Source organism: Nocardia sp. NPDC004260, assembly GCF_053603155.1.
In genome coordinates this window covers 1-26493 of sequence record NZ_JBSGEZ010000086.1, presented here as the reverse complement: position 1 = coordinate 26493, position 26493 = coordinate 1, and the positions used below count along the sequence as shown (strand labels likewise).

The window sequence follows — 26493 nt, the reverse complement described above, 5'->3', positions numbered from 1 at the left end:
GCCCGCTCTCTGGCGCTGAGCTGAGAGGAATCGAAGGATCCCGAGGACGCTCGACGTGGATTTCGACGCCTCTCGTGCATGTCTCTGCTACTGGTCAGCAATTGAATGGATGGCGGCGCGGTGCGCCGTGCGCCGCCTTCGGCCGCGTGCCCCTGGGGTGGTGGCGCCTGCATTGTGTTCCCGCGCCCCTCCAACCTCAAGGGCGCTACGCGTCGCCTGCGGCGATGGCCTGCGGCCACCCTTGACCTTGGAGCCTCTGCGCGGGAAGAGCAGGCGTTATGGGGCAGGCCGGTGGCCTGCCCGGGTGGAGGCGCAAGCGCCACCACCCAGGGGCAAAAGAAACCCGCCCGGCGTTTCGGTCGGCGGGCAGGTGGCGAACAATGAGTGGGCCTGGTGTCCAGCTGCGCCAGGCACGCGAAGGCCCCTGCCGACTGGGACTCGGCAGGGGCCTTCTTGCTGGTCAGGCGTGGGTCAGGCGGTTATTCGTCGTCTTGGCCCAGGTAGGCGGCGACCTCGGCGAGGGAGTCGTCGGTGGGCGGCTCGTACTTGGCCTGGTAGAGCTTCGGCGGGGCGTAGTCGGCGTTGAACGCCTGCCCGGTGCCGGTGTACTGGATGGTCAGCCGGGCGCCGTTGCGCAGGTCGTCATCGCCCGCGGCGAGGATCGCCGCGCGGATGGCTTTCTGCAGGTTGCCGCGCACGAACAGCTTGCGGGCGCCGTCGTCGTCCGGATCGGTCTGCCAGCCGGTCAGAATGACGACCTCCAGCTGCCGGATCGGGTTGCCCTGACGCAGCTTCGGCTTGCCGGTCTTCGGGTCCTTCTGCACGGCCAGCTCCTGGGAGACGACCAGACCGGCCACCGTCGTGCCGGGCTCATCGGCCTTGCCGAACGCGCTGCGGATGACCTTCGGCTCCTCGGTCATGATCCACGATGTCATTACGGTTACTCCTTGGTTATCGGTTGTTGGGTGTGGGGTTATCCGGCGATCAGCCGGACGTTCGAGCCAGCGGGCAGCGCCAGCTGCTCGCGGTGGGTGTCGCCTTCGGTCTTGAGGCGGGCGAGGATCTTGCCGACCGAGCCGTGGTGCAACCCGACGATCGGGGCGATCTCGCGGTAGGAAAGGCCGGCCTGATGCAGCCGCAGGACCTCCGCGTCGCGTGCCGCTGTCGCATCCATTTCGACCGCTGTCGCCTCCACGTCGACGGGTGTCGCCTCGGTGTCGCCCCGGTTCGGGGTGGTGTCGCCGGTTGTCGCCGCCGCGACGGGTGCTGTCGCCTGCGGCTGTGGGGTGCGGGGAACCTCCATCAGCGCGGTGAGCGCGTGCGTCACCGCCAGCATGGCGATCGGGGCGGCTCCTGCCACCGCTGCGGCGGCGGGAGCGGGCAGCAGCAGACCGTCGGCTTTCCAGGCGTGGACACCGTTTCCGATCAAAGACACCAGCTCAGCGGCGGCGAGCTCGGCCCAGAAGAACCGGCGAGTCGCGGCCGGGACCACCACGCCGATCTTCTCGCGCCGGTTCAACGTCACCAGCGAGAACGCGGCCTGGACGATCGGGCCGTCCACGATCACCGGGGCGCCCCACGCCAATCGGGAATCGATACCCGACATCACCGCCACCCCGTGCAGCGCGATCGCCGACCAGAAGAACGCCGCGATGCTCACCGCCGCAAGCGACAGCAAGGCGACAGTCTCAGCGGCGTTCCACGACGGCGGCGACACGAGCGTCGCAGTGGTCGTGGTGGTGGGCGACGCGGCGACGCCGGACGGCGACACAGTGGCGTCAGGGCGCGACAGGGTGTCGCTCATCGTTCGATCCCTTCTCGATCACGGTGGTTGACCAGGCCCGCGAACGCGTGCCCGTAGAGCGGTTTCGGGACCAGCCGCTCACGACCGGCGTGCAAGGCGTTCTCGCCCGCGAGATCCAGCGCGTCGTCCAGATCACTGGCAAGCTCCCGGTTACGGTCCTCCAGATCCGCAACCTGGTGTTCAGCGGAATCCAGCCGCGCGGTCACCGCGGCGAGCTGCTCCTCCAGCACGGCGGCGCGTTCGTTGGCCGCGATCAGCCGGGCCTGCAACTCGGCGTAGGACTCACCCGGCGCGGTCGGCCCGTACGGGCGCAACAGCTCGAACCCGTCGGCGGGAGCGTCGGTTTCGTGGATCGCGGTCACCGCTCCATCTCCTGTCCCCGATCACGGTTGTCGACCAGGCCCGCGAACGCGTGCCCCGGAATCGGGCGCCGCTGCTGCCGCGACAGCTCCGCAGTGCGGGCGGCGGCGAACGATCCGGACACCGGGACCGGTGCCGCGTTCGGGTTGGCCTCGGCCGGATCGGTCCAGGAGTCGCGGCGCTCGGCGGCGGCGAGCTGCTGGCGGGCCTGCTCGATGGTCCGCGGCTGCACGATCCAGCGGCCGTTGCCGGTCAATTCGCGAGCGTGTTGCTGGCTGCGCCAGTCGATCTCGCTGATCGCGTGGAAACCCTGAGCCCGGTCCGCGGCGATCTGCTCGCACAGACGACGCATGGTGTCCGGCGCTGACTTCCAGTCGCTGTGCGCGTCCTGCAGATACCGGTAGGCGGCACCGAGCTCGTCGTCGCGGTCGGTCCAGCGGGCGGTGATCTCGTCGACCTGGTCGAAGATCCGCTCGGCGTCCTGGTCGGACTCAGCGTCGAACTCAGCGTGGAACGCGGTCGTGGTGAGGTCCTTCACGCGGTCGAAGTCCGCCCGCATCAACACCTCCTCCGGGTTCTCGACTCGTCCGGCGTAGCGGTTGATGTACAGGTCATCCAGCTCGTTGGTGCTCACAGCTCCATCCCTTCCCGGTCACGGTTGCGGTTGTTGACCAGGCCCGCGAACGCGTGGCCCTTGATCGGCGCGCGGCCGTTGGTGTGTCCGTTGCTGGCGGCGTCGGCCCCGGCCTGCTCGGCCTGGCGCTCCGGGCTGCCGTAGCGCTCGTGCGCCGGTGTGCGCTCGGCGAGCTTCGCCACCGCCTCGTCGCGTTCGCCGCGCAGCTGGTCGCGCTCGGCGGTGAGCGCGGTCAGCTTCTGGGTGAGCCGGGCGTTGGCCTCGGTCAGGTCGTTGTTGTGCTCGATCGACAACCCGTGCCGGGCGGTGAGCTCGGCGAGCTTCTTGTCCCGCTCGGTGACCTGCCCGGACAGCTGGTTGTTGCGCTCGGCCGCGTCGACCAGATCGCCGGACAGCTGCTCGACCTCGCGCCCACGCTGGGCGAGATCCTCGGCGAGCTGGTCACGCTCGGCCGCGATCTGCTGCACCGACGCCGGCAACCGGGACTCGTCTCGCTCCTGTGCGGACGAGACGCGCTCGATGCCCTCCTGCCACCGCGTCACGTCCTTCGCGACTTCGGCGCGGGCGCCCGTGGCGCGGAACACCGGGTCCTCGTGGCCCTCGCTGGAGGTCTCGGAGGCAGCCACGTGCACGGTGGTGCCGGGTGCCGGCCGAATCACCGCCAGCTGCTGCGCGGTCCAGCGCGCCGACTCGGCCTCGGTGGCGTGCTCACCCCGCTCGTGCACCACCTGCTTGGCGTGCTCGGGCAGGTAGGTGATCGTGCTGCCGAACCCGAACGCCACCGTCTCCTGCTCGCGGGCCTGCTCGACCTCGCGGGCCTGCGCCGTGGTGGCCTGCTCGCGGTGCACCTGCCCGGTCAACGTCCGCTCCCGCAGCACGGCCTCCCGGGCGGCGAGCTGTCCGGCGACGGTCTCGGGGCGGCCGTGGTCGACGTACTGCTTGGCGGCGTTGAGGGTGTCGCGGGTCTCGACCGCCAGGGTGGTGCCTTCTGCCCACGATGTGCGGCCGATGTTGCGCTGCAACCATTCGGTGGCGGTGTGCTCGGTGGCGAACGCACGGGACTCGGTGAGCTTCCCGCCGTCCGGATCGGTCCACGTCATCTGCGCGGTGTAGCGGTGCCGATGATCCTGGGCGGCGTCGATCCGGGCGAGCAGCGCGTCCTCGAGATTGGCGCGGTGCGCGGCGTCCAGGCCCTGCTGCCACTCCTGCCGTTCCCGGTCGGCGCTGCGGTTGATGTTGACCGCCTCGCGGGCCACCCGCGCCCGGTAGTGCAGCGCCTCCAAGCCCTTGACCTTGTGAGCGCGGGCGAACAGGTTGCCGGTCTTGAACTCCGGGAACACCGTCGCCGCGTCCAAACCGTCCAGCGCGATGCCCTGCTCGGTGCGAGTCAGGTGCCCGTCGCCGATGAACTGCAAGGCGAGCCGGTCGCGGTGCTCGACCAGAGCGCGGGCGTCGCGGGCGCGGCGGTCGTGATCCACCCGCGGATCATTGGCGCGGGCCGCGACTGTTGCGGCGTGCAGCCGGTAGCGGTTGACCGCTTGATTGGTCCAGGACAGGTGGTTGGTGCGGGACTGCTGCTGCTCGCGGCGCTCCTTACGGACCAGGCGCGAGATTTCCTTGCGGGCGCGGCGGCGTTCGATCCAGTTCGCGGCCTGGGCGTGGCGCTGCATCGCCGTGCGCATCGCGGCACTGAACTGGCGTGCCTGGGCGAAGATCTCGTCCTCGACAGCGGGACCGTAGTTGGTGTCGGACATGATCAGTTCTCCTTCTCGGTGGTGAGGGTGGGCAGCGGGAAGTCGGGCTCTGCGGTGAGCACCGCTGTGCGCAGCTGCTCGGGGAAGGCGGCCCAGTACCGGAATCGGTTGGTGAATTCGGCCAGCAGCACCAGCAACATCGGCTGCTTGCCGCTGATCAGGACGGAGATCAGCCGGTCCACACCCGGCGCACCCGTCCATACGGCGGAGTCGATGTCACCGCCCCACAGCTGCGCGAGGGTGTGCGGGTCGAACCGGGACAGGAAATCGGCGGTGCTGGTGGCGGGGCCGGTCGGGGCCTCCACGACCAGGTGCAGCGCCAACTCCCGCAGCTGCACCCAGTAGTAGTCCTGCATCGACGGCAGCGGCCCGAACCCGGCGCCGTCGGCGTCGAGCACGGCCAGCAACGTGCCGGGCGGCAACGTCCACAGCCACGCCGGAAGCTCCGGCGTCAGGTGAAAAGTGCTGGTGGTCATAGGGTTTGTTCTCCTTCGGGGTTACTCGGACGCCTGTGCGGCGCGGAACGGGCGGACGAGGACGGTGGCGAGCTGGCGGGCGCGGCCCTCGACCGCCCACGCCATCGCGACCGGCACCGGGACACCGAGGATCTCGGCGATCCAGTGCCACTCGGCGGCGTCGCGGCGGATCTCGGCGATATCGGCGCCGAGCGTGGCCACCGCTTCGGTAGCGGAGAGCGAACATCTGCCCCACCGCAGCGCGGCCTCAGGCAGCCGGGAGGCGAACAGGTGCCCGCGGGCGGCCTGGGCAGCCTCGGCGAACCACGCCGCGCGTTCGACGGCCTCGGCGTCGCGGATGTCTTCGGCGAAGTAGGTACGGAAGTCCTCCCAGCCCTCCGGCCAGACCCGCAGCGTGCGGGCAATGACCTGCTCGTCGGTAAGGGCGTCGATTTCCTCGGAGTCCTCCGGCTCCCAATGCGGGTTCTGCTCCACGCAGGCCAGCAAATAGCCGCGAGCGGTAGCCACCTCGGCGGTAGTCGCGAAAGGCAACAAGCGGTCGAATTTCATGTGTTCGGTTCTCCTTCGGGGTGGGTTGTGCGGACTGCGCCGCGGCGCTGCGGCGGCCGGGGCTGGTGTGAATGCCGGGGTCGAGCCCGCCAACGCCGCCAGAACTTGGCGACCGAAGTGCCGCTGAGTCATTTCGGTGTCGGCTGTGCGGACTGCGCCGCGTCGTTGCGGCGGCGGGTGGTGTGGCGTTTGATCCAGCTAGCGGAATCGGCGAGGACGTAGCCGCTGAGGCGCACCGACTCGACGGGGCCGGGGCGCCCGGCGCACATCCACACCGAGAACCCGGTCAGCCCAGCGCCGTAGACGGCCAGCGGGCCGGTCATCGGCAGAGTGGACGCCGCGACCGCGAACCCGGCGGTGGTGCCCAGGGCCGGGGCCCACAGCCGCAGCCCGTCTTTGATGCGGGTGGCGTGGTCGACGTGCTTGCCCAGCGCACGACCGATCTGGCCGCCATCAGGGACGACGGGTGTCTGCTGCTGGATCTGGGCGACCAGCTTCTTGGTGGTGCGGTTGGCCATCTCGTCGGCGAGCGGGGCCAGCTGGTCCATCTCGGCCTGGCGCTGCTCGGGCGACAGGCCGGAGATCTCCTCTCCGTGGTCCTCGGGGTTGAAGTTCGGAACAGACATGTGTGGTGGTTCCTCTCGGGTCAGGCGGGGCGGCGGTTGATCGGCGCGGACAGCAGCCGGACATCGAAGGGCGGGCGGCGGTCGAAGCGGACGGCGCCGCCGGACGCGGCGGCCAGCACGGCCGCGCGTTCGGCGAGCAGGGTCACATCGAGCCGGAATCCTTCGGCGGTGTCGTGGTTCGGGTCGGACATGGTTGTTCTCCTTCGGGTTTCGTGTGTGCGGGTTCAGGCGTGGCGGTGTTTGCGCAGGTCGATGACCGGCGCCAACGAGACGGGATCGGGGGTGATGGTCTGCATCTGCGCCAGGCCGGGCAGCGGGCGCAGCGAGGACAGTTGCCGTTCATCGAGCGGGGTGACGCGGCCGAAGCGGGCGACGCCGCCGGAGACGTGCACGATGTCGCCTTTGGCCATGGCGCGCAGCCGGTTCGGGTGCACGAGCAGCTTGTCGTTGGCTTGGACGTTGCCCTCGTCGCCTTCCTGGGAGCCGCCGATGAGCTTGCGGGAGAGGTCGAAATCGCGGCGGGTGCCGTAGATCTCGGCGAGCTTGTCGCCCTTCTCCTGCCCGCCCAGCAGCGAGCCACCGGAGGCGGCGGTGACCAGGGCCTCACGCGAGTCGTCGTCGTGCCCGAGACCGTTCCAGGACTGGGCGAACCACCACGAGCCGATCCCGGCCTTGCGCAGCCGTTCCACCCACGCCTTGGCGCGGGTCTTGCCGTCCGAGACCGCGGAGAACTCGTCCACAGCCAGCAGGGCCTGGCGGCCGTGGTCCTTGTCGGCGAGCTGTTCGAGCATGCAGCCCAGCGCGGCGAACTGGGCGCGGGCCCGGTCGGCGGCTTTGACGCCTTCGAGGATGATGTAGAGGAAATCGAAGTCGGTGACCTGCTTGTCGCCCTCGAAGGAGTCACCCAGCAGCCGGTAGAGGATGCCGAACTCGCTGCGCGCGGAATCCATCACCGGCTGTTTCCCGGCCATCGTGGAGGCGATCTCCCGATCGACACCGGCCACACCGGCCCACGGCACGGTGTCGTCCCAGATCCCGCCCCACAGCTTGGACAGCTTGACCTGATCGAACCGCGACAGGAACTCGATCCAATCTCGCGGCGGGTTGTGCCCGACCGGCTTGCCGTCGACCACCTTCTCCGGCGCGTCCACGACCAGGTGGATCAGGGTCTCGCGCAGGTTGTGGAAGTAGCGTTCGGTGTCGGTCGTCGGTGTCGAGCCGCCGGAGATCATCGCCGACAACACCGAACGCAGATCATCGAGATCCTCGATGCCCCACAGGTTCAGCTGCGTGTGCAGCGGGTCGGTGTCCTCCACACCCACCACACCGATCCGATCGGCGGGCACACCCAGGGCGGCGAACCAGCGCGCCATCGTCCGCGCGGACTTCTTCGACTCCGGGCCGCCGTTGCAGTCGATCACCAACACCAGAGGCCGGCCGGGCCGACGCGGGCGCCACCACTGCTGATGGCGCAGCCACCCGGTCACGAACCACGACACCGCCGTCCGGTTCAGCAGGGTCGACTTGCCCTTACCCGAGGACGCGACGGCGGTGCCGTGCTCGTTGAACTTGATCCACGGCACGATCAGCCGGGTCTCCGTGCGCGACAGCAGCGCCCGCGTCCGCGACTTGGTCGGGGCCTGGCTCGACTCGGTCGCCAGACGCCCGAGGACCGGCTGCGGGTTCAGCCCGCCGGTGGAGAACGGCAGCCGATACCGCGACATCCGCGCCGCTGCCCGCTGCTCACGCTGGGTGCGCAGCCACAACGCCCGCTCGGTGGCGGCCGGGGACTGCAACCCGTTGGTCGCGATCCGGACCCGCCGGTTGGTGAACGCGATCATCGCCGCCAGCCACGCGGCCGGGATGAGCAGCACCGTCATCGCCGCCAGGCCGTGAGCGGGGTTGCCCGACACCAGCTCCGCCGCACCCGCGGTGAACTGGGTCAGCGGCGCCGACCAGTCCATGCCGCCGAACACGATCGCCGAACCGGGCATCGCCACCGAAGCGCCGATTGTCCAGTTCCGCAGCCGCGCGGGCGACCACGCCAACAGGTTGGCGACCAGGAAGATCGCGCCCGCCGACACCAGCCCGAACACCGCGCAGGTGCCCGCGATCATCAACGCGTCGAGGAACCCGTCGAGGGTGATCTCCGGCAAGGTGATGCCGAACAGGTCACCGTCGGGGGCGTGGTCGCCGAAGATCGGCGGGGCCTTCGGGTGAATCTCGATGTGCGGGGCCTGCTCGGTACCCGGAACCTGGGACTGCTCCGGGGCGGCGGGCACCTGCGACGGGTAGGTCTTGGCGCACTCGGGACGGAAATCGATCACCTTCTGGCACACCGCGTCCGCGTCACGGTGGATCGGGAAATCGGTGCTCATCACGACACCGCCTCTCCGGTGTCACGACCACCGGACGTGGCCTGGTTGATGCGATCAGAGGCACCACCGGAGATCAGCGACAGACCGGGCCGAGAACCGGGAACGGTGCTGGTGGTGCCGAATGCTTCGGCGAGGGTGGCCACTCGGATCGAGGGGCCTTCCACACCCGCTGCCGCACGGGCGGCATCGGCGATCACGTTGCGGATCTCGCCGTTGCGGCAGTAGTAGATGAGCTTGTCGCAGCTGGCTTTCGCCGCTGCCTGCTTGGCCTTGGCGACCGCGATCCGAGCCGCGGCAGCGTTCTTCGCCGTCAGCTCGACCTCGACCGCCCACAACCGGCCCTGCTCGTCGTAATACCGGCCATCGTGGATGTGCGGGCGCGCCTCTCCTGCCCGGACCGGACCGACCTGCGCGCGCAGCTCACGCTCGGAAGTCCACCGCTCTAGATCCAGCCCGACCAGCGCCAACCGCAGCTCCAGCACGGTGCGCACGTGCGCGGCCATCTTCGGTGTCGGCGTCCAGAACTGCGTGCTCAGACCTGTCAGGCCCTCGATCGCCGAGCGGGTCGGAAACACCCACGTCGGGCCGGGCACCGGCCGCAACTTCAACGACGAAACCAGGTTGGATGCCCGCCACTTCGCCACATGCCGGTACGCGATGGGCATCCGTACACCCAGCATCCGGGCGACCACATCCAGCGGCGCCCCGTACATGAACGCCAGAATCGTCAACACGGTCATCGGCACCGGACCGATCCGATATGCCGTCATCTATCGCTCCCATCCATCACGGTCACGGCCACGGCCGTTGACCAGCCCCGCGAACGCATGACCCGCAATCGGGGCCCGCTCAATCGCTGGGGTCGTTGTCGAATCGGCCCAACCCGGGCCGGGGTCATTGATCCGCTCGAACTCGCCACGGTCGACGCCGTGCAGCTCCGCAGCGCGCAGCTGCCGCTCCCTCGTGGCCTTCGCCAGCGCTTCGAGCTGGGCGGGAGTCGCTTCCCGCTTCGCCGCGGCGAGGTTGACGTCATAGAGATAGGCCGTCAACGGCTCCCGCGACCGGCGCGGACGCTGCACCTTGCCCGCGATGTCCTGGCCGTTCGGGCGCAATCCCTGCGCAGCAAGCTGCCGACGCGTCCGCAGATGCGAAGGCGCGCAACGCCAGTCATAGACCGGGATCCCGCCCTTGGGCTCGGTTGCGGTCATCGCTGCCACCCCGCCGGGGTCGGAATCGGCTGCGCCGGAGCACGATTCACGTGCACGCAGTCGATGCGCGTGACCTCGTCAGCGCGGCAGATGTTCGGCGACGGTCGATAGTCCTGGTAATCCAGCCAAGCCACCGAGCAACCAGTCATCGCGACCAGCCCACCCAGCGCCAACAAAGCCAGACGCACCTGCACCGGCAACGCCCCGAACACACTCGCGCCTGCACGGACCACCTGAGCGTCCGTCTTCACGACCGGCCCGATCATCGCTGGAACCTTCGCCGCCGCAACGGGCCGGAACGGTGCGTCAGCATCCGCCACATGACCACACAAAACGCCGCGAACAGCAGCCACCCGAACACCAAGCCCGGAGCGCTGGCCAGCACAAAAATGCAGGTCAGGGCCGCTATCAAGACAAGAGTGGACTTCACGGGACCACCTCCCCCAATGTTTGGACAGAACAAAGCATGGATGTATTGTTACGTCCAAAGATCGGCCAAGTCAAGGATTTGGACAGAACAAAAAGGAGGTAAAGTCGGATGCCTACTCCGAACCCGAGGTGGCGCGAAATTGCTGCCGACCTGCGACGGCGCGTGGAGACTGGTGAATGGCCACCTGGGGAAACGCTGCCGTCGATGCGAGAACTCGCGAGCCACTACGCCGCGAACAGTCATGCGACGGTGAACCGTGCGATCATGCACTTGATCAGTGAGGGAATCCTGATCACAGACCCGTTGGCACCACGCCGTGGAGTCCGGGTCCGAGCCCGGCCCCGATTGGTTCGTGCCATAGACGGACACTTCGCAGGCGACGGCGCAGACCGCACGTTCGAAGCCAGCACCGGTGCCGACGACGTCGACGTCCACATCACCTACACCCGGCGATCTCCCGCGGATCTCGCCGAAATGCTAGGAAACGAACCTGTGCTGGTCCGGACGTTCCGATACCTGATCCAGGGCACCCCGCACCAGATCATGCGGAGCTGGATGCCCGAATCCGTGGCCAATCGGGCGGGTCTGCGGAGCCCGGATGACGAAGTGCCGGGGAAGAGCACCAACACCTGGTTGGCCGAGGCCGGCGTGCAACTGAAGCACGTTGTGCTGACCATCGAGTCACGGTTGCCGACAGAAGAAGAGGCTCGTGATCTTGCGATGCCAACAGCGTTACCGGTCATGGTCCGGAACCGCACCGTGTACGACACAGACTTGGTGGCCGCTGAGACCTCGACAACGATCGTCGTCGCCGACCAGATCGTCTATCGCGCCGAATTCGATCTGAACTGACTGGAGACTCATGCTTATCTCGGTGATCACACCTGCGTACCAACCGCGGGCGGACTACCTCGCAGCGGCGTACGACTCGCTTTGCGCTCAGCAGCTGCCGCGCGGATGGGAGTGGGAGTGGTTGGTACAGCTCGACGGCGACGGCGCCTTGCCGTTGCCCGCGCGTGCCCGCGCTGATGCACGAGTGCATGCCGCCACCGGACCCCATGGCGGGCCGGGAACAGCGCGGAATCTTGCTCTTGAGCGGGCATCGGGTGTGCTGATCCGCAATCTGGACGCTGATGACGTGCTGACACCAACAGCGTTGGCGGATAGCATCGACGTCCTTTCGGCGAATTCTGATGTGGGATGGACGGCCTGTCGAGCCTTGGATCTATTCGACAACGGCGAGTTGGTCGCCTTCGAAGGCGACCCACCGGAAGGTCGCCTCCAGCGTGGCCACGTCTATCGGTACTGGCGCAGCCATGACTGGCTCCTCGATGTGCACCCGACGACGCTATGCATTCGCCGCGAGCTGCTCGCCGCGGTGGGCGGTTGGATGGCGCTGCCGGTGAGCGAGGACACCGGGATGCTGCTTGCCATCAGCACGTTGACCGATGGGTGGTTCATCAGATCGGTTGGACTGCATTACCGACAGCATCCTGGGCAGATCACTCGTATTGTTCGGGATCCGGCAGCCAAGCAGCAGAGACGGAATCTCCTTGTGGAACGGGTCGAAGCCATGATGGCGCTCGCTGCGACACTCAACCGTGCGGCGTAATCAACGTCGGATCCAGCGGGCGAATTGGCTGCCATCCTCGGCGAAAAGGACGTGGGAGCAACGCATTGCGGTGTCGGTTACTCTCGCCGATACCGCAATGCGATCCGATGAACCTCCTACCAGAACCGGCGAGGTCGTCAAACACAACTCGTCCAACTCGCCGGTGCTGATCAGCTGACCGAGCAAGGTCGGGCCGCCTTCACACAGGATTCGCGTCAAACCGCGCTGAATCAGTGCTGTAAGGAGTGCGGATGAGTCCGGGGCGCCAGCATCCAGCTCGATCACATCACCTCCCGCATCCCTGAGTGCTTGCTTGGCGGCAACGGGTGCATTTGCTGAAGTGAGGATTATTGGTGGAACGATGGTGTCGGTGAACAAGGGTGACTGTGGGTCGAGTTTGGCCCGGCCCGAGACGACAGCGAGCGGTGGCACCGGCGCCAGTCCGAGTCTGAGTCGCCATTCTTGGATTTCAGAGTTCACACGCAGGCCGGTATACTCTTCGACCCGAACGGTGCTCGCGCCGACAAGAATCACGTCGGCAAGGTTGCGCAGCAGGGTCAGAATGTACTGGTCATCGCGAGTGGTGAGGCCGCCGACGCGGCCGTCCACGGTAACAGCGCCATCGATGCTCGCTACGAAGTTCGCCCGCACCCACCTGTCAGCTGGGTAGGCGTACAACTCCGCGAGGTCCGCGTCAGACAGGTCGGCAAAGCGCAGGAGCCGCGGCATGCTGACAGCATCAGCGGTCAACAGGAACCTCGATCCAGCGGGGGGATGTATCGGCCAAGTCGTCGGCGCCTCTGGACCGCAGGTGCTTACTCAGCAGATTCCGGCCAGCGCGAACGGCGGCAGTGCCCGCCGCTTCCGTTTCGAACGGTCCAGCCGCTACGAACGCTACGTCGTAGACCGCCAGCCAATTCTTCCCGTGGGGTGGCCCAACCACATGCGCTACGGCTATTTGCTCGATTTTGGACGGGATTTCGATCCCTCGTGAGCGCGCCGTCGCGATGACTGCCTCTGGGGCGACGTGTTCGCTGTCCAGGTCCATCACCGGATCCAGGCGTAGACCGTCATCCATGGTGAAGCGATAGCCGGGTGGCGAACTATCATTTAGCCAGTTCAGAGCACGTTGACCCACAGTCTCCAGCACCTCGACGAGTTCAGGCTCAGGCACGGTACAGGTGCCCACTGGACGACTTTCCGGCATGTAGACGACTTCGGCCCGCATCAATGCGCGGGTTTCCGCTGGTGTCTCTGCCTGGCCGCCCCATCGGTGCTTGCGCGCGATATGAATAACATCGAGCAGCATTTCGTCGCGGGTCAGAACCCGTCCCACCTGGCCAGGTCGCCCGCGTTGGGCTGCGGGCATCGTCCAGCGGCCGACATGCCATCTGGAAAGCGGGACAGGGGGACCAGCGGTCATAGGGGCCAGCCTATCCAAGGGAAAGGCCAGCCTCGCGGATCGCCGAGACCCGCTGATGGACTGCTGCCCATAGCTCCGTTTGCAGGCGCGGCCAATCGTCCTGTCGAGTCGTCTGTGCATCGTGCTGGCGATACAGCCAGGTCACGGGCGCAATCCAGCCGGGAGTAAGAGCCGCCAGGGCAGCAAACAACATGCTGTCTTCCCATCTCGGGTTGGCTGCCCAACCACCAAGGGCGCGCACGGTGGCGGTACGCATAGTCAGTCCTGGGCACGCGATCGGCACCATGTCGTGTTCTCGGATGAACTGTTCGACCACACCGATCTCGATCCGGCCGGGCCCGATCAGTGGCGCGAAAGGAATCCGAGTTCCGTCCGGAAGCAGGTCGTCGGCTTGGGCCGATACCCAGTGCACGTCAGGGTGCGCAGCGAAGGCGTCAATCGCGACATGCAGCGCATCAGGGAGTAGAAGGTCGTCCGAGTCGAGCGAGTACAACAGCTCCCCGGAAACGCGAGTCAGTGCGAGGTTGCGGGTCGCCGCAATGCCCAGTTGTTCCCCATTCGGCGCATACCGAGCGAAGTGGTACGGGCTCACCACGTCAGCAAGATTCGGTGCAGGCCCATCCTCCTGAACAATCCACTCCAGTTCCCATTCGGAGGGAAGTTCCTGCTTCGCCAGACTGTCACCAGCATGAACAAGTAGATCTGCTCGACCACCATGCACTGCGGTGATGACGGACAACATCGGCACCGCGTCAGGCTACTGGCTGATCCAGTTCGCCGCGGGAGCACGCCGCCACACTCATTTCGGTGTTGCTTCATGGCCTGCGCGGCCATGCGTACGGCGGGCTTCCTTCATCTCGGCCTCGTAGATATGGCGGCGTCCATCGAGCAGCTCGTCGCGGGCGGCGCGCTCGATGCGGCGAAACAGGTCGTAGTAGCCGTCGTCGTATTCCTCAACAACTTGGAATGTCCATCGCCCCGGAAGGACGTTGCGCCCGATCAGCTCGGTGGATATCCGCTCGGCGAGCTGCAGGTGTCCCGCTTCGCGGAAGAGTTCCACCGCTCGATCAAGTGCTAGATCGGCACCACCGGTTAGCTGATGGAAGGCGTACAGATGCCCGCGGGCCCGCTCAGTTGTTTCCAGGGCTTCCGATAATTTCCCGACCGCCGCAACCGTGGTGTCGTCGGCGGCGTCGGGGCGCCGGTGCCGACCCGCTGGACCATCATTGCCATCACGCCGACTATCTGCCATGCGCTGAGGCTATCGCTGCACAACCTTCGAATCGGGGATGTCAGGACCTTGGAACCTTATATCAGCGAAGTATCCATATGGATAATAAGGGTATGCATGGTTTAATGCGCATATGCATATATGGCCATGATTTTGGATAGCCATTAGGCTCGGCGTGTCCTACTCCAATGTCACGAAAACCCAGGTCGTCGGCGGCAGGGACCGAAGTATCTGACTAGGCTCGGCGTGTCCTACTCCAATATTGGTCAACCACAGGGCAAGGTGTCGGGGTGACCGTTGATGTGTCCCTCGCGGGAGACGAACTGCTGGACGACCCCGATGCTGAGTGGTGCGACCCCACTCAGCTCACGTTCGACACCGTATTCGAGGGCAGGTGGCTACCGCGCTATCCGATGGCGGGCAACCGTAAAGACGGACCGAAATACCGCATGCCGCGTGAGCGCGCGCTGACTAAGGCATATGTCGAAGCAAACCCGGTGTGCATGCAGTCGCTGATCATCACCGACCACGACGGCGGCCGAGCGGATGAGATCGTAAGCACGACGGGGCTCCCAGTGCCGTCGTACATCCCGATGAACCCGCACACAAAAGGTGGGCACATCGTGTTCGCTCTCGATAAGCCGGTCTGCTTGACTGACGCCGCTCGGCGCGCGCCAGTGAACCTGCTCGCCCGGATCGAGCAAGGACTGAATGACGTCCTCGGTGGTGACGTGTCATACGCTGGCCGGTTCACCAAAAACCCGCTGCATGCGGACCACCTCACTTTGTGGGGTCCCGCGACGGCGGTCTACTCGCTCAAAGACCTGGCCGATCCTCTCCACCGTCTGGGTGCCCTGCCACGGCGCACAACGAGCCAACGAGAACAGCGGACTCTGCTGCAGAACTCGACCACTGGACGCAACTGCGCTCTGTTCGACCTCGAGCGCAAGTGGGCGTATCCGCGCGTCCGGGACTACAAAGACCCGGTGGAGTGGGACGAAGTCGCCCTCGCCTACGCGTGGGATCGCAACCAGGCCGTCATCGGTCCAGCATTCACCGCAGGCCCGCTCGGATGGACTGAGACGGCCTGCTTGTCTCACTCGGTCTCTCGCTGGACATGGCGAAACATCAAGCGCACTCTGAGTCAGGAACAGGCCCGCCGAGGGCGCAACGGCGGGAGGAAGATGACTGACGCGAAGCGCGAAGCCAATCGCGTACGTGCAACCAAAGTCGATCGAGAGCTCGCAAAGGCGGTCCTCCTGTGAACGCTGGAAAGGCTGAGACTGCGGCACGGCGATCAGTGTCTGCGCGCGAAGGTGCCGCGAAACTCGGTGTCTCCGCTCGAACTATCCGCCGGTTGGTCGCCGAGCCGCGCGGCGATTTCGAGACGCGAGCACGCGAACGGCGCATCCGCGCGGCTGAGCTGAGAATGGCCGGATGGTCTTACAAACAGATCGCGGCTGAACTCGGGTGCTCAACTGGGGCAGTCGGGAGCCTCCTAAGCATCGCCCGCCGCGATGGCCTGCTGGTCGAACGGTCCAAGGCGACCGTCTAAACCTCTACAAGTTCGAACATTTGTGCGATTTCTGACCGCCGATAAGCAGGCATTACCGGCGGCCAGAATCGACTACTGCCCTCGTCAGGCAGCCGCACCGTCCCCGAATTCGTCGTGGATCTGCTTGGCGAGTTCGCGGTTCTCCGCGACCAGTTCGGTCAGTTCCGCGGCGTCGGTCCGGCCGGACGACCAGCCGCGCGCCAGACCCTCCAGACGCTCCGACAGCTGCACGAGCACCTCGCGAACCTCGGCCAGCGGCGCATGCTTGGCCTGGAGCAGCGTGATCGCCAGGAAGTACCGGAAGAACAGCATCATCGACGGATTGCGGGCCTGATCGGCGCCGAGGTTCGGATCCAGCAGATTCAGCGTCGTCACCGGGACGAGCGGATTCAGGCCCGCACCCTCCAGCAAGCCGCCCAGCTGGAAGGCCAGCACCTTCGGGACGGCGGTCTGCCTGGTGGCAGGCGCGTCGAGGACGACGCGGAGCTGACCGAACCGGTCAGCCAACCTATTCAGGTCAGGCATTGTTGCCAACCTCTCATGGCCCCACAAAGGGGCCGGTCGGGCCGGGAACCATGCACAAAGACGTGCGCCATCTGGGAACAGCTGGCAGCGAAGCCGCCACTCTCGTCGTACGATCGGGCAGTCCCTGACAAAGACACCCGAGTCCCCTGTTGGAGCACGCTCCGGCAGGGCGCCTCGGCGTTCCCGGGATCGCACGTATTGGCGATCCCTGAGGCAGGACACTACTCCTTGTGGTCGACATGTCCGCTCAGCACAACACCTTGTGTCGCTGCGGCACGGCGCGTCGTGAGAGCTGCATCACTCGACACGCGGACGACTGGCCGGAAGGTCTCCCATTCGTAGGCCGTATAACGTCCCTTCCCCTACCGAATTGTCAGCTGCCTCACAAAATGCGTGTTGTAGTCGAAGTAGTAGCCGTCCCCGTCCGGGGTCGCAGCGCGTAGGCGGGCACCAACTGGTCGCGCAACTGCAGCGGCTCCCGGCCGTCGACGTACCGGAGGGTGTAGGTGACCCGACCGAGCCAATCGCCGTCCACGGTCGGAATCCAGTGCGTGAGGGTGCCAGCGGTTTCGGCCTGGAACTGGCGGGTCAGCGTCGCGAGCTCGGCGCGGATGCTGGTCGAGCGCTGCGACCACAGCTCGAGCAGTTCGGCAGCGACACCGGCGATCTCGCGGACCGGGCGCTTGCTGGCGTCGCGGGCGGGCCGGTCGGTGAACCGAACGCCGAGCGCGTCGCCCAGGTGCTGCTCGAGGCGGGAGTTATAGATCTCGCTGGCCGTGACGGCATGGTAGTACCATCCGGCCATCCAGCGCCCGCCAACGTCCGTCCAGGGTGCGGACCTTGTTCGACACGACGACGTGGGTGTGCAGGTTCGGGTCACCGGCGCGGGAATCGCGGTGCAGGAACGCGGTCGCGATCATGCCCTCGGTATCGACCTGCCGGACGCCGTCGGTGCCCAACCTCGTGTAGCAGCCTTGTCTTTCGAGGTAGGCCAACGCGTCTGCGATGGCGGCGGCGTGCGCGGCCTCGATCCTCTCCGCGATCTCTCGCGGCGCCAACGCCCACACCGCCGACACCGACTTCGCCGCCGAAAACGTGAGATCGAAACCGGCCACCGCTCGGCGCTCCGGACGAGAATGCCGCGCCATCCAGTCGGTCAGCTCCGGCCCCTCGTGAGGTGCGCGGCCATGCTCCTGGGTGAACATCTCCCGCCCGATCCGCGTGCGGATCTCCTCCCGCACATCCTTCGGCACGGGCGCGTCCTCGGCCTGGCCCGCCGCGACATTCCACGCGGTCAGGGCCTCGGCCACGCGGTGCCGAAAGCTGCCCTCCGGCACCTTGAGCCGATAGAACGGACGCCCCAGCTGTGTGGCCTTGCGTGCGGCGGCCGCGGAGTCCCCGGCCGCAAGGCGGGCAGCGATGATCGCCTCCGCGTGGTCGTGCACTCCATGGACCGCCTCGCCCGCAACCTCGACGATCTGCGCCGGTTGGTGCGCACGCTGACGGGCAAGGGGGTGCGGGTGGAGTTCGTGAAGGAAGCCCTGACCTTCACCGGAGAGGACTCCCCGATGGCGAACCTGCTGCTGAGCGCTCGCCGAGTTCGAACGCGCCCTCATCCTCGAACGCCAGCGCGAGGGCATCGCCGCGGCCAAGGCTCGCGGTGCCTACACCGGCCGCAAGCCCGCCCTCACCGCCGAGCAGGCCGCCCAGCTTCGCGCCCGCGCGGCCGCCGGAGTGTCGAAAGCGACACTGGCCAGAGAGTTCGGCATCAGCCGCGAAACCGTCTACGCCTACCTGCGGGCCGGTGCCGCCGCGGCCTGACCTGCTGCGGCCGAGGTGTCTCGCGGGTCGCGTCGGCCACCCGCACCTGCTACCACGCCGTGCCCGCGGCCCGACCGCCACCACCCGCCCTGGCGTCCGGACTCACCGGGGAATTCAAGTAGCCACACAAGTGGTTGTGGGGGGAGCATTCCCCATACCGCATGGGGCGGACGTCGGGGAACATCGCATGTAATGATCCTGGAGAACGGTGTTTCGTTGAGGCTGCCGTCCCAGCGGCTGGCAAGTGGCCTGGGGCATGCGTTTCGTGCTGTGCCTGGCAAATCGCACAGCGGTAGGCGTCGGTTACCGTTTCTGTCCAGCCAGTTCAGCCAACAGCTGCGGTAAGTGACGATGACCCCGATACTTGTCGGGTAGGTAGGAGGAGGAAGCCATGGAAAGCTTGAAGGAGCTTGCTGCTATGGACCCGGAAAGGCTGGCAGAGGTCAGCCCCGCACTCCGGGCGGCGTTGGAGCGGTATCGGACTCATCGCCACGTTATGGCTTTCCAGTCGATGATTCCCAGCACGCTGAGTCCGTCGGTGCAGCTCGATCAATAGGCCACCGCAGTAGCCATCGGCTCTGGGCGCTCTGACTGGGTCGTCCGCTAGCCGCCGTCCGGAGCGCCCGGGAGTGTGAGATGGATTCGGTGCCAGTGTCCTTGGGCATTCCGGGGGTACGAAAGCCCTGGCCGCGCGGAGGGTTGACCTTAGCTGCGTTGCGTGACAGTGGCTGGACTCCTCTGCCATTCCAGGAATTCGTTATCAAGATCCACAGTCGGTGCAATCTTTCGTGCGACTACTGCTACGTATACGAAATGGCCGACCAAAGTTGGCGCGACCAACCCAGGGCGATGAGTAGGAGGTGTTTCGCCGACGCGTGCCGTATGATCGGCGCGCATGCTCGGCGACACTCATTATCGAGAGTGGATCTCGTATTCCACGGAGGCGAGCCGCTTCTAGTAGGCCATCGTGAACTGGAGCACTTCGCGCGGCAGGCTCGTATGCTACTGGAGCCGCTCACCGAGGTGTCGCTCGGAATCCAGACTAACGGTGTGCTTCTCGATCAGGAATTCTTTCACATCTGCCGACGCTGGAATATTCGCATTGGGGTAAGCGTGGACGGCGATGAGCGTGGTCATGACCGCCACCGACGGGACCGCCGCGGCGTCGGTAGCTACAACCGCGTCGCTGCGGCCCTAACCGCGCTTGGCGCCGATGAGCACCGCAGCCTGTTCGCAGGGCTATTGTGCACCATCGATGTGGCTAACGACCCGATCGATACCTATGAAGCCCTTCTGCGATTCAGCCCACCAGCGATGGACTTTCTGCTGCCACACGGTAACTGGACCACTCCCCCGCCTGCGGTTAGCTCCGACCATGTCGCAACGCCATACGCTGACTGGCTGATCAAGGTTTTCGACCGATGGTATGACGCACCTGCGTTGGAGACCCGTGTGCGCCTGTTCGACACGATCATTGACTTGCTGTTGGGCCGCAAAACTCCATCAGAGGCCGTGGGACTGGCACCGATACGCTTAGCCGTCATCGAAACAGACGGGTCACTTGAGCAGGTCGACGAGTTGAAGTCCACGTATGCTGGCGCAACCAAGCTGAGCGCGGTCGGCGTCGGCAATAGACTCGATCTCGCCATGCTGGATCCCGCGATCATCGCCCGCCAGATCGGCAAGTTTGCGCTGTGCGACACCTGCTTGGATTGCCGCATACACACAGTTTGTGGCGGCGGCCATTACGCGCATCGCTACCGACATGACACAGGGTTCAAGAATCCCTCGGTCTATTGCGCCGATCTGATGCGGTTGATCGACCACATCGAATTCCGTATCCGGGCTGACTTCCTCAAACACATTTAACGGAGGAAACTCTGCATGCACTCGAATAGTTTGGTTACGGACGATCTGGCTGCTGACCTGAGCACCGGTTATGGAACCGAACACGCGATGGCGGTGCTGACCAGAAAGCTGCTGGCATCTCGGGCATTTCTGTTACGTGTTATTGTCGCGGAAATCGCCACCTTGTCAACTGACATCGACACCGAGTCAGGCCTTTCCGAAGCGTATCGAGTTCTGTCCGCACTGCAGCAATCATGTGCCGACGAAGTCGATGAACTGCTGACTTACCCCCACACAGGGCTGTGGATTGGGTGGATACTAGAGCGAATCCAGGTCACCTCGACCGCGGAAACCATTCCGCTGTGGGCAGACTGCGGTTACCTTGGCTGGCTCGCCGCGGCTGGCTGTGTCACTTGCCTTCCGCATGGATCGACACGGCTTGTTGTGCGTGACGGCGTGGTGGTGTTGCCAAGAATCGGTATGGCCCGCCTCGACTTCCCCGGCTTCTGCGGCCATTGTGATATGGCGTGGGGGGACGGCGCTGTGCATTTCACTGTCGATAATATCGAAGTTCTGCGGGTGGTAGATCTAGACGACGAGTCCAATCCTGCCTGGCTGCCATTCCGGCGAGTCCAGGTGCCGGAAGGAGGACGACAGATCATCATCGACGATCTCGACCCATTCCGCGCCCTCGACATCAGCAGACCGCTGCCGCCGCGGCTCACGCTCCAGGAAACACTCGAGTGGCAGCGGAACCTCACCGCCGCATGGCAGCTGTTGCACACAGAGGCACACGACTATGTGGGCCCACTACGCGGGTGCTTGCGGATGCTGGCCCCATTGACCTCCCATGCGGTACCGGCACCCTCGAGCCACACGGCAGACACCGGCGTCGGCTGCGTGTACACCACAGCGCCTGCAGATCACTGCCAGTTGGCGCTCACGCTGGTCCACGAGATTCAGCACACCAAGCTCGCATTGCTACTAGACCAAGTCATGCTATTCGACCCGGACTCACCACGCCTCTTCTATGCGCCATGGCGCGACGATCCTCGCCCAATCACAGGCCTAGCACAAGGGATCTACGCATTCTTCGGCGTCACCGACTTCTGGCGAGTGCACCGATACACAAAATGCCACGACACGACGCAATCTCACATCGAATTCGAGCTAAGCCGTATTCAATTGATAGACGCCATAGTCCAGGCAGACACCTCTGGTCTCCTCACCGCGATCGGGAAGCAATTCATGACCGCACTCGCAGTGGGTACGCGATCGTGGGCCGAGGAAGAGGTACCAGCTGAGGCTCGGCACGCGGTCACTCAGATCAGGACAGCCCACCGGACGTTCTGGCGCGTTAGAAATCTCGCACCGGATCGAGCTCTGGTGTCAGAACTGGCGACCTCCTGGGCCACGAAAGCGCCACGACCTCTAGTACTGCCGCCGGTTCGATTCACCAATCAGGAACTGATTCCGAACCGCTACCGTCGGCTCGGCATCGCGGCACAGCTGAGGCATCCGGGCGTGGCCGAAGCAACATCACCCTCGGGCCATCCCCGCGGCGATCATGCCTATCTCGCCGGCGAGCTCGCGGAAGCGGTCGACTTGTACCTCGAAGAGCTGCGGACCGACCCATTGCGACCCCAGATCTGGGCCGGGTTGGCACTCGCGTTGCCGAAACGATGCTCTGACGATGACTTCGGCATTCTTGCCGAGCGCGCAGAGCTAGCCGCAGCGCTGTATGAGCGAGTTTCTTCCTGTGACCAAAAGGTCGATCCGATCGCTTTGCTGCGATGGCTATCCGACATCGACCAGGCGCAAAGGTGAGATTTTCGTACTCGGCTATTGGCTAACCCAGGAATCCTGGAGCTGTCATGAGCCGCAAGGTAGGACGCGCGGGTAACTGTTGATCCGGCTTACGGTTTCGTTTCGTGCAGTTGGAGTGGTCGCCTGAGGATTTGATCGGGTCGTGGACGTTGATCGGCAAGAACGACTGGCGGTTGGTGGGCAACAAATCGGCGGCTACCAGGCTCGGGTTCGCTGTATTGCTGAAGTTCTTCGAGATCGAGGCGAGGTTCCCTCGGGCGGCGGCGGAGGTACCGCCTGCGGTGGTGAGTTACGTTGCCGAGCAGGTGAAGGTCGATCCGGCGCTGTTCGCCTCGTATCGGCCCAGAACTCCCGAAGCTGACCCCAGGGGCAACGTAGGACGCGCGGGTAACTGCTGATCCGCTCTACGGTTTGGGCTCGTGCGTCGGGAGTGGTCGGTTGAGGAGTTGGTCGGGTCGTGGACGCTGGTCGGTGACGATTGGCGGTTGGTGGGCAACAAGAGTGGGGCGACTCGTCTCGGGTTCGGTCTGTTGCTGAAATTCTTCGAGATCGAGGCCAGGTTCCCGCGCGGCGTCGACGATATTCCGCCGGCCGCGGTGGCCTACGTGGCCGAGCAGGTGAAGGTCGATCGGGGCGAGTTCGTCAAGTACCGGTGGGACGGTCGGTCGGTGAAGTATCACCGGGCGCAGGTCCGGGAGGCGTTCGGTTTCCGTGAGTTCACGCGAGCTGATGAGGCCCGGTTGACGCGGTGGCTGGCCGGGGAGGTGTGTCCGGTCGAGCTGCGCGAGGAGCGGCTGCACGAGGCGCTGCTGGTACGGTGCCGCGCGGAGCGGATCGAGCCGCCGGGGCGGGCTGAGCGGATCGTGGGCTCGGCGCGCTCGAGTTTCGAGCAGAAGTTCTGCCAGCGTACGTGTTCGCGGTTGTCTGCGGCGTCGGTGACCGCGCTGAACGAGCTGGTCGCGGCCGGTGCGGTCACCGCGTCCGGCGGCGGGAATCTTCTGGGTCGTCGCGCCATGGCGCACATCGACGATCTCGACCCATTCCTGTTGTCGTAGGTTTGGAATTCCACGCTGAGGATCTTGGATGTGTCTACGCGGCCCGGAGTGGTATAGACGCGGTCGCTGACTCCTCGGACGAAGTTGGCTGCCGAGTGCCCGTCCGCGATACGGTGCCGCGCGGAGCGGGTACACCATCGCCGACCTCGACCCGCCCGCCCGGTTACAGTTCCCATATGGAAACTGTTCCGGAGGCGGTGGAGGACGAGCAGCCCGACGACATCGAGGACGACGGTGGCGAAACCGCGTCGCGCCACTACTCGACCGGGCGGCTGACCGCGGCGCAGGCCCGCACCGTGAACACGTGGCGCCAGCAGCTGACCCTCACCGATCCACGGTGGAGCACACCCAACCAGCGGCCGCCGGCCAGCAGTTCCGACTGCATCGCCGCCGCCGTCACCGACCTGCTGGACACGGCACGCCCGGACCACCTCGAGCTGGTCCGCTACGCCGACCGAATGCGCGAACAGCAGCGCACCACCCGCGCGGGCGCGTTCCCGGCCGGATCGGTCGTGTCGTTCTATCTGCCGCCGTCCTACGCCGACCAGCTCGACGCGCTGCTCGCCGATGCCCAGCAGCACCACGCCGACACCCTGGACCAGGCCCGCGAGCAGGTGCTCGCCGAACTGCCCGGGAGAGCGAACGCCAACGCTCGCGTCATGCGGATGATGTCGGTGGTCGGGAGCTTGAACATCCCGCTCAAGGCCTACCGGCTGCCCGCGGGCACCCTCGCGCGCATGGCCATCGACCGGTGGTCCGCCAAACCCGCAGCCGCTGTCGCCGCCGCCGCCGTGGCTTACGGCCGCGAGTACCACGCCCAGCAGCACCGCGCCCGCAAGGACATGGGCGTCGGCTGACCGACCGTTACCGAACACCTGTCCCGAAACGTACGACAGTCCATCACAGCCCTGACCTGCAACTTTACTTATATACTGAAATCAGTAAGTCAGCGTTGCGAGTGTCGGTCCGGTTGCGGCGCACATCTCGAGCCAGCTCCGTACATACTGAGCCACTGAAACCAAAGGAAGCCGTGATGAAGCACCTGCCGACTCAGTCCAGCGCCTTCAACAACGCCGCTGCCGGTCTCCGCGATGCTCGCCTGGGCGGGATCACCGAAGCGATCGGATGGCTGGCCCGCGAGTGGGAGTCCGAGCCGATCCCGGATGCCGACGACGTCCGCGACGCCGCGCTGCAGAAGATCGCCGAAGCGGCCGTTCTGCTCAATCAGGCCGAAGCCGAGCTGGAAGGTGTCATCCGGCGCTACCGAAAGTGACGATCTACTGATGTCAGTACATACGGAATTACTGCGGCGCGACGACCGCGCGCTGCTGATCATCGTCATGTTGAACCTCAAGGGCGGATCGACCAAGACGACCTCGGCCGCGTGGATTCTGCATGTGCTGCACGAAGCGGGCCTCAGCGTCCTGGGCGTGGACACCGACCCGGAGAACGAATCGCTGATCAGCTGGTCGGAGCTGGGCGAGTGGCCGTTTCCGGTGATCTCCATGCCGGTGGCCAACCTGCACAAGCAGCTGCCCGGGGTGATCAAGCCGGAGGTGGATGTCGTCGTGATCGACACACCACCGATGAAGGAACAGCGGCGCATCGTGAAGTCCGCGGCGAAGCTGGCCACGCACATCGTCGTCACGATGGCGCCGACGAGCATGGAATACGAACGGCTGCCCGCGGTGCTCGAGCTGTTCGCCGAAGTCTGCGACGAAGTAGACCCCGCACCCGAGCTGGTCGCGCTGCTCACCCGCACAGTGGCCAACGCGGCCTCCACCGACACCTACCGGGAACTGATCGCGAACAACGGCGTGCGGGTCCTGCGGGCCACCGTCCCGCGCCGCGAGCTGTTCGCGCAGGGCTACGGCACCTCGATCACCAACGCCCAGGCCACGCCCTACGCCATCGCCGTAGATGAGTTACTGAATTCCGTAGATACTGAAGATGAGGTCAGCGCATGAGCACCGCCGCAGAACGGATCAAGGCCAACGCCGAACGCGCCGCCAAGGCCCGTGCGGACAAGGCCGGTGTGGGTAAACCTGCGCGCACCGATGGCGCCCCGGAGCAGCCGCAGCCGCGCAGCCACGGAACGCCCGTTCGGCAGAAGCCGGTCCGGCGCACCGTCGACCTGCCGCCCGAGCTGTACCGGCGACTGGTGGAATGGCAGAACAACACCGCAGCCGCCCTGGGCAAGTCCAGAGTGACCAGCCAAGACGTCATGGTCGCGCTCGTCTACGAACTGCTCTCCGACGCCGAGGTCGCCGACTCGGTCATGGAACACATCGCCTGATACGGAAATACTGACCTACTGAGCACACCCGCGAAAACGGCCGTTTTCCCCGGCTTGCGGTAGACCACTCACCGGTAACTGTCCTCAGCACTGAAAAGTTGCTGCCGAGCTGGTTACTCGGCGAGGTCCGGAATCGGGGCCATCTGCATTCAGCTGCGGTAGACCAACACAACTCCCGCTTGCGTGCCCGTGCCCCTCTGGGTGGCCTGCCTCCCGGCGAGGGCGGGGTGCTGGGGCAGCGCCCCGCCTCGCAGCCTTCGGCTGCGCAGCTTTCCCGGTCCATAGCGCGCGTCTCGGGCTTGTGCTGGGTGTCCCTCCGGTATGGCCTGGGGCTACTCGATCACGACGGCGGCGGCCGTCAAGGGTGGCCGCCAGGCCATCGGCGCAGCCGACTTGCCCTTGATGGTCGTTGTCGTCGTGATAGCCCCAGACAAGGCCATACCGGAGGGACACCCAGCACACCGCGCGCCGGACCACGCGAGCCTTTTGCTCGCGCACGCGGGCGCCCGTCGCCCGCGCACCACTGCGATGACACACCGCGCCTTGCAGTTCCAGCCCCGAACGACATCCGCGGATCAGTAGACCGCCACCGACGCACCCGAGTCGACCAGCTGGAATCGTCTCCCAACGCAACCTACTCGCAAACCCACCGATACTCACCCAACTCAACCACTTCTTTCTTCTTCTCACCCCCGCCTCCCTCCCTGACCTGATTTGATCTTGAATCCCTCCTCCCTCCCAGTTCCACATCTCGTGCGCACGAAGTGGGTATGAGATGTGGAACTGGGAGGGAGGAGGGATTCAACGACGCGCAGCGTCGTTTACGCAGGTCAGGGAGGGAGGCGGGGGTGAGGAGCACCCTGCGAAAAGTTGAGACAAGTTGTCTCAGCTTTTGACTGGGTTTTCACCCGGTTTTCACCAGATTTTCGCACCCCGGCAGATCAGAAGATCAACTGCCGAATCCGGACTCGGGACACGGGAATCCAGCCCGCTCTCTGGCGCTGAGCTGAGAGGAATCGAAGGATCCCGAGGACGCTCGACGTGGATTTCGACGCCTCTCGTGCATGTCTCTGCTACTGGT

At 65.7% G+C, this 26493-nt stretch carries 31 protein-coding genes and 2 pseudogenes; 14 read left to right on the top strand and 19 right to left on the bottom strand.

What is annotated here, in order from left to right; all coding sequences use genetic code 11:
• Positions 1-479: 479 nt before the first annotated feature.
• The 13 genes from ACWEO7_RS33030 to ACWEO7_RS32970 form a co-directional block, all read right to left on the bottom strand.
• The gene (locus ACWEO7_RS33030; protein ID WP_452429080.1) at positions 480-935 is read right to left on the bottom strand and encodes a hypothetical protein; all 456 of its coding nucleotides are present in this window, start codon (positions 933-935) and stop codon (positions 480-482) included.
• A gap of 38 nt (positions 936-973) precedes the next feature.
• Positions 974-1804 carry a DUF2637 domain-containing protein gene (locus ACWEO7_RS33025; protein WP_452429078.1) on the bottom strand — a complete coding sequence of 277 codons (831 nt, stop codon included), beginning with the start codon at positions 1802-1804 and terminating at the stop codon, positions 974-976.
• Complete coding sequence (locus ACWEO7_RS33020) at positions 1801-2166, bottom strand: hypothetical protein (RefSeq protein ID WP_452429077.1); 366 nt, start codon at positions 2164-2166, stop codon at positions 1801-1803. The genes ACWEO7_RS33025 and ACWEO7_RS33020 overlap by 4 nt, the downstream gene beginning before the upstream one ends.
• Positions 2163-2798 (bottom strand): hypothetical protein, encoded by a 636-nt coding sequence (locus tag ACWEO7_RS33015; RefSeq protein ID WP_452429075.1) that lies wholly within the window; start codon positions 2796-2798, stop codon positions 2163-2165. The genes ACWEO7_RS33020 and ACWEO7_RS33015 overlap by 4 nt, the downstream gene beginning before the upstream one ends.
• Positions 2795-4552 carry a hypothetical protein gene (locus tag ACWEO7_RS33010; RefSeq protein WP_452429074.1) on the bottom strand — a complete coding sequence of 586 codons (1758 nt, stop codon included), beginning with the start codon at positions 4550-4552 and terminating at the stop codon, positions 2795-2797. The genes ACWEO7_RS33015 and ACWEO7_RS33010 overlap by 4 nt, the downstream gene beginning before the upstream one ends.
• Before the next feature lie 2 nt (positions 4553-4554).
• Positions 4555-5028 (bottom strand): hypothetical protein, encoded by a 474-nt coding sequence (locus ACWEO7_RS33005; protein ID WP_452429072.1) that lies wholly within the window; start codon positions 5026-5028, stop codon positions 4555-4557.
• 21 nt (positions 5029-5049) lie between these two features.
• Positions 5050-5577, bottom strand: coding sequence for a hypothetical protein (locus ACWEO7_RS33000; protein WP_452429070.1), 528 nt, complete (start codon positions 5575-5577; stop codon positions 5050-5052).
• A gap of 128 nt (positions 5578-5705) precedes the next feature.
• On the bottom strand, positions 5706-6203 hold the full coding sequence (locus ACWEO7_RS32995) for a hypothetical protein (RefSeq protein ID WP_452429068.1): 498 nt from the start codon (positions 6201-6203) through the stop codon (positions 5706-5708).
• 20 nt (positions 6204-6223) lie between these two features.
• The gene (locus tag ACWEO7_RS32990) at positions 6224-6394 is read right to left on the bottom strand and encodes a hypothetical protein (protein WP_452429066.1); all 171 of its coding nucleotides are present in this window, start codon (positions 6392-6394) and stop codon (positions 6224-6226) included.
• Positions 6395-6427: 33 nt separating this feature from the next.
• Entirely contained in the window at positions 6428-8581 is a 2154-nt protein-coding gene (locus tag ACWEO7_RS32985; RefSeq protein WP_452429065.1) for a hypothetical protein, read from the bottom strand.
• Positions 8581-9351 carry a hypothetical protein gene (locus ACWEO7_RS32980; protein WP_452429063.1) on the bottom strand — a complete coding sequence of 257 codons (771 nt, stop codon included), beginning with the start codon at positions 9349-9351 and terminating at the stop codon, positions 8581-8583. The genes ACWEO7_RS32985 and ACWEO7_RS32980 overlap by 1 nt, the downstream gene beginning before the upstream one ends.
• Positions 9352-9789: an RRQRL motif-containing zinc-binding protein gene (locus ACWEO7_RS32975; RefSeq protein ID WP_452429061.1), complete on the bottom strand. Its 438-nt coding sequence runs from the start codon at positions 9787-9789 to the stop codon at positions 9352-9354. It lies immediately after the preceding gene.
• Complete coding sequence (locus tag ACWEO7_RS32970) at positions 9786-10055, bottom strand: hypothetical protein (RefSeq protein ID WP_452429059.1); 270 nt, start codon at positions 10053-10055, stop codon at positions 9786-9788. The genes ACWEO7_RS32975 and ACWEO7_RS32970 overlap by 4 nt, the downstream gene beginning before the upstream one ends.
• Before the next feature lie 272 nt (positions 10056-10327).
• On the opposite strand from ACWEO7_RS32970, the gene ACWEO7_RS32965 reads away from it, so the two are divergent.
• Both ACWEO7_RS32965 and ACWEO7_RS32960 read left to right on the top strand, forming a co-directional pair.
• Positions 10328-11071 carry a GntR family transcriptional regulator gene (locus ACWEO7_RS32965; RefSeq protein ID WP_452429057.1) on the top strand — a complete coding sequence of 248 codons (744 nt, stop codon included), beginning with the start codon at positions 10328-10330 and terminating at the stop codon, positions 11069-11071.
• A 22-nt stretch (positions 11072-11093) separates the two neighbouring features.
• Entirely contained in the window at positions 11094-11831 is a 738-nt protein-coding gene (locus tag ACWEO7_RS32960; RefSeq protein WP_452429055.1) for a glycosyltransferase family 2 protein, read from the top strand.
• Here ACWEO7_RS32960 and ACWEO7_RS32955 read toward each other — a convergent pair whose 3' ends face one another.
• The 4 genes from ACWEO7_RS32955 to ACWEO7_RS32940 are packed head-to-tail and all read right to left on the bottom strand — an operon-like array spanning position 11832 to position 14506.
• Entirely contained in the window at positions 11832-12581 is a 750-nt protein-coding gene (locus ACWEO7_RS32955; RefSeq protein WP_452429053.1) for a pyrimidine reductase family protein, read from the bottom strand.
• On the bottom strand, positions 12571-13254 hold the full coding sequence (locus ACWEO7_RS32950) for a hypothetical protein (RefSeq protein ID WP_452429051.1): 684 nt from the start codon (positions 13252-13254) through the stop codon (positions 12571-12573). Before ACWEO7_RS32950 ends, ACWEO7_RS32955 begins: the two co-directional genes overlap by 11 nt.
• A gap of 10 nt (positions 13255-13264) precedes the next feature.
• On the bottom strand, positions 13265-13996 hold the full coding sequence (locus ACWEO7_RS32945; RefSeq protein ID WP_452429082.1) for a glycosyltransferase family 2 protein: 732 nt from the start codon (positions 13994-13996) through the stop codon (positions 13265-13267).
• 57 nt (positions 13997-14053) lie between these two features.
• Positions 14054-14506, bottom strand: a complete 453-nt coding sequence (locus ACWEO7_RS32940) for a hypothetical protein (protein ID WP_452429050.1) — start codon at positions 14504-14506, stop codon at positions 14054-14056.
• Positions 14507-14775: 269 nt separating this feature from the next.
• On the opposite strand from ACWEO7_RS32940, the gene ACWEO7_RS32935 reads away from it, so the two are divergent.
• Together ACWEO7_RS32935 and ACWEO7_RS32930 are read left to right on the top strand one after the other, a co-directional pair.
• Positions 14776-15750 carry a replication initiation protein gene (locus ACWEO7_RS32935; protein ID WP_452429048.1) on the top strand — a complete coding sequence of 325 codons (975 nt, stop codon included), beginning with the start codon at positions 14776-14778 and terminating at the stop codon, positions 15748-15750.
• Positions 15747-16040 carry a helix-turn-helix domain-containing protein gene (locus tag ACWEO7_RS32930; protein WP_452429046.1) on the top strand — a complete coding sequence of 98 codons (294 nt, stop codon included), beginning with the start codon at positions 15747-15749 and terminating at the stop codon, positions 16038-16040. The genes ACWEO7_RS32935 and ACWEO7_RS32930 overlap by 4 nt, the downstream gene beginning before the upstream one ends.
• An 84-nt stretch (positions 16041-16124) precedes the next feature.
• Here the strand turns inward: ACWEO7_RS32930 and ACWEO7_RS32925 are convergent, their stop codons facing one another.
• Together ACWEO7_RS32925 and mobF are read right to left on the bottom strand one after the other, a co-directional pair.
• Positions 16125-16565, bottom strand: coding sequence for a hypothetical protein (locus tag ACWEO7_RS32925; protein WP_452429044.1), 441 nt, complete (start codon positions 16563-16565; stop codon positions 16125-16127).
• Positions 16566-16947: 382 nt separating this feature from the next.
• Positions 16948-17713 (bottom strand): annotated as a pseudogene (gene mobF / locus ACWEO7_RS32920) (MobF family relaxase).
• Positions 17714-17998: 285 nt separating this feature from the next.
• Between mobF and ACWEO7_RS32915 the strand changes: the two are divergent.
• The 10 genes and pseudogenes from ACWEO7_RS32915 to ACWEO7_RS32870 form a co-directional block, all read left to right on the top strand.
• Positions 17999-18386, top strand: a pseudogene (locus ACWEO7_RS32915) (recombinase family protein); the annotation flags it as partial.
• A gap of 391 nt (positions 18387-18777) precedes the next feature.
• Positions 18778-18942 carry a hypothetical protein gene (locus ACWEO7_RS32910; protein ID WP_452429042.1) on the top strand — a complete coding sequence of 55 codons (165 nt, stop codon included), beginning with the start codon at positions 18778-18780 and terminating at the stop codon, positions 18940-18942.
• An 80-nt stretch (positions 18943-19022) separates the two neighbouring features.
• The gene (locus ACWEO7_RS32905; protein WP_452429040.1) at positions 19023-20255 is read left to right on the top strand and encodes an FxsB family cyclophane-forming radical SAM/SPASM peptide maturase; all 1233 of its coding nucleotides are present in this window, start codon (positions 19023-19025) and stop codon (positions 20253-20255) included.
• A 15-nt stretch (positions 20256-20270) separates the two neighbouring features.
• Positions 20271-22061, top strand: coding sequence for an HEXXH motif domain-containing protein (locus ACWEO7_RS32900; protein WP_452429038.1), 1791 nt, complete (start codon positions 20271-20273; stop codon positions 22059-22061).
• Positions 22062-22165: 104 nt separating this feature from the next.
• A complete protein-coding gene (locus ACWEO7_RS32895) occupies positions 22166-22459 on the top strand; it encodes a DUF4158 domain-containing protein (protein WP_452429036.1) in 294 nt (97 codons plus the stop codon).
• 21 nt (positions 22460-22480) lie between these two features.
• Positions 22481-23116 carry a DUF4158 domain-containing protein gene (locus ACWEO7_RS32890; RefSeq protein ID WP_452429035.1) on the top strand — a complete coding sequence of 212 codons (636 nt, stop codon included), beginning with the start codon at positions 22481-22483 and terminating at the stop codon, positions 23114-23116.
• A gap of 176 nt (positions 23117-23292) precedes the next feature.
• Positions 23293-23973: a hypothetical protein gene (locus tag ACWEO7_RS32885; RefSeq protein ID WP_452429033.1), complete on the top strand. Its 681-nt coding sequence runs from the start codon at positions 23293-23295 to the stop codon at positions 23971-23973.
• A gap of 176 nt (positions 23974-24149) precedes the next feature.
• Entirely contained in the window at positions 24150-24389 is a 240-nt protein-coding gene (locus ACWEO7_RS32880; protein ID WP_452429031.1) for a hypothetical protein, read from the top strand.
• A 10-nt stretch (positions 24390-24399) separates the two neighbouring features.
• Positions 24400-25083, top strand: coding sequence for an AAA family ATPase (locus ACWEO7_RS32875; RefSeq protein ID WP_452429029.1), 684 nt, complete (start codon positions 24400-24402; stop codon positions 25081-25083).
• Positions 25080-25412, top strand: a complete 333-nt coding sequence (locus ACWEO7_RS32870; RefSeq protein WP_452429027.1) for a hypothetical protein — start codon at positions 25080-25082, stop codon at positions 25410-25412. The genes ACWEO7_RS32875 and ACWEO7_RS32870 overlap by 4 nt, the downstream gene beginning before the upstream one ends.
• Positions 25413-26493 lie beyond the last annotated feature (1081 nt).

Excerpts from the sequence above, each read along its gene's own strand:
- ACWEO7_RS32990 (WP_452429066.1), bottom strand. The coding sequence starts at position 6,394 with ATGTCCGACCCGAACCACGACACCGCCGAAGGATTCCGGCTCGATGTG.
- ACWEO7_RS33010 (WP_452429074.1), bottom strand. The coding sequence starts at position 4,552 with ATGTCCGACACCAACTACGGTCCCGCTGTCGAGGACGAGATCTTCGCC.
- ACWEO7_RS32885 (WP_452429033.1), top strand. The coding sequence starts at position 23,293 with ATGGAAACTGTTCCGGAGGCGGTGGAGGACGAGCAGCCCGACGACATC.
- ACWEO7_RS32875 (WP_452429029.1), top strand. The coding sequence starts at position 24,400 with ATGTCAGTACATACGGAATTACTGCGGCGCGACGACCGCGCGCTGCTG.
- ACWEO7_RS32985 (WP_452429065.1), bottom strand. The coding sequence starts at position 8,581 with ATGAGCACCGATTTCCCGATCCACCGTGACGCGGACGCGGTGTGCCAG.
- ACWEO7_RS32965 (WP_452429057.1), top strand. The coding sequence starts at position 10,328 with ATGCCTACTCCGAACCCGAGGTGGCGCGAAATTGCTGCCGACCTGCGA.
- ACWEO7_RS33030 (WP_452429080.1), bottom strand. The coding sequence starts at position 935 with ATGACATCGTGGATCATGACCGAGGAGCCGAAGGTCATCCGCAGCGCG.
- ACWEO7_RS32910 (WP_452429042.1), top strand. The coding sequence starts at position 18,778 with ATGGAAAGCTTGAAGGAGCTTGCTGCTATGGACCCGGAAAGGCTGGCA.
- ACWEO7_RS33005 (WP_452429072.1), bottom strand. The coding sequence starts at position 5,028 with ATGACCACCAGCACTTTTCACCTGACGCCGGAGCTTCCGGCGTGGCTG.
- ACWEO7_RS32950 (WP_452429051.1), bottom strand. The coding sequence starts at position 13,254 with ATGACCGCTGGTCCCCCTGTCCCGCTTTCCAGATGGCATGTCGGCCGC.
- ACWEO7_RS32970 (WP_452429059.1), bottom strand. The coding sequence starts at position 10,055 with ATGATCGGGCCGGTCGTGAAGACGGACGCTCAGGTGGTCCGTGCAGGC.
- ACWEO7_RS32945 (WP_452429082.1), bottom strand. The coding sequence starts at position 13,996 with ATGTTGTCCGTCATCACCGCAGTGCATGGTGGTCGAGCAGATCTACTT.
- ACWEO7_RS32900 (WP_452429038.1), top strand. The coding sequence starts at position 20,271 with ATGCACTCGAATAGTTTGGTTACGGACGATCTGGCTGCTGACCTGAGC.
- ACWEO7_RS32980 (WP_452429063.1), bottom strand. The coding sequence starts at position 9,351 with ATGACGGCATATCGGATCGGTCCGGTGCCGATGACCGTGTTGACGATT.
- ACWEO7_RS33000 (WP_452429070.1), bottom strand. The coding sequence starts at position 5,577 with ATGAAATTCGACCGCTTGTTGCCTTTCGCGACTACCGCCGAGGTGGCT.
- ACWEO7_RS32940 (WP_452429050.1), bottom strand. The coding sequence starts at position 14,506 with ATGGCAGATAGTCGGCGTGATGGCAATGATGGTCCAGCGGGTCGGCAC.
- ACWEO7_RS33025 (WP_452429078.1), bottom strand. The coding sequence starts at position 1,804 with ATGAGCGACACCCTGTCGCGCCCTGACGCCACTGTGTCGCCGTCCGGC.
- ACWEO7_RS32870 (WP_452429027.1), top strand. The coding sequence starts at position 25,080 with ATGAGCACCGCCGCAGAACGGATCAAGGCCAACGCCGAACGCGCCGCC.
- ACWEO7_RS32925 (WP_452429044.1), bottom strand. The coding sequence starts at position 16,565 with ATGCCTGACCTGAATAGGTTGGCTGACCGGTTCGGTCAGCTCCGCGTC.
- ACWEO7_RS32880 (WP_452429031.1), top strand. The coding sequence starts at position 24,150 with ATGAAGCACCTGCCGACTCAGTCCAGCGCCTTCAACAACGCCGCTGCC.
- ACWEO7_RS32995 (WP_452429068.1), bottom strand. The coding sequence starts at position 6,203 with ATGTCTGTTCCGAACTTCAACCCCGAGGACCACGGAGAGGAGATCTCC.
- ACWEO7_RS32975 (WP_452429061.1), bottom strand. The coding sequence starts at position 9,789 with ATGACCGCAACCGAGCCCAAGGGCGGGATCCCGGTCTATGACTGGCGT.
- ACWEO7_RS32905 (WP_452429040.1), top strand. The coding sequence starts at position 19,023 with ATGGATTCGGTGCCAGTGTCCTTGGGCATTCCGGGGGTACGAAAGCCC.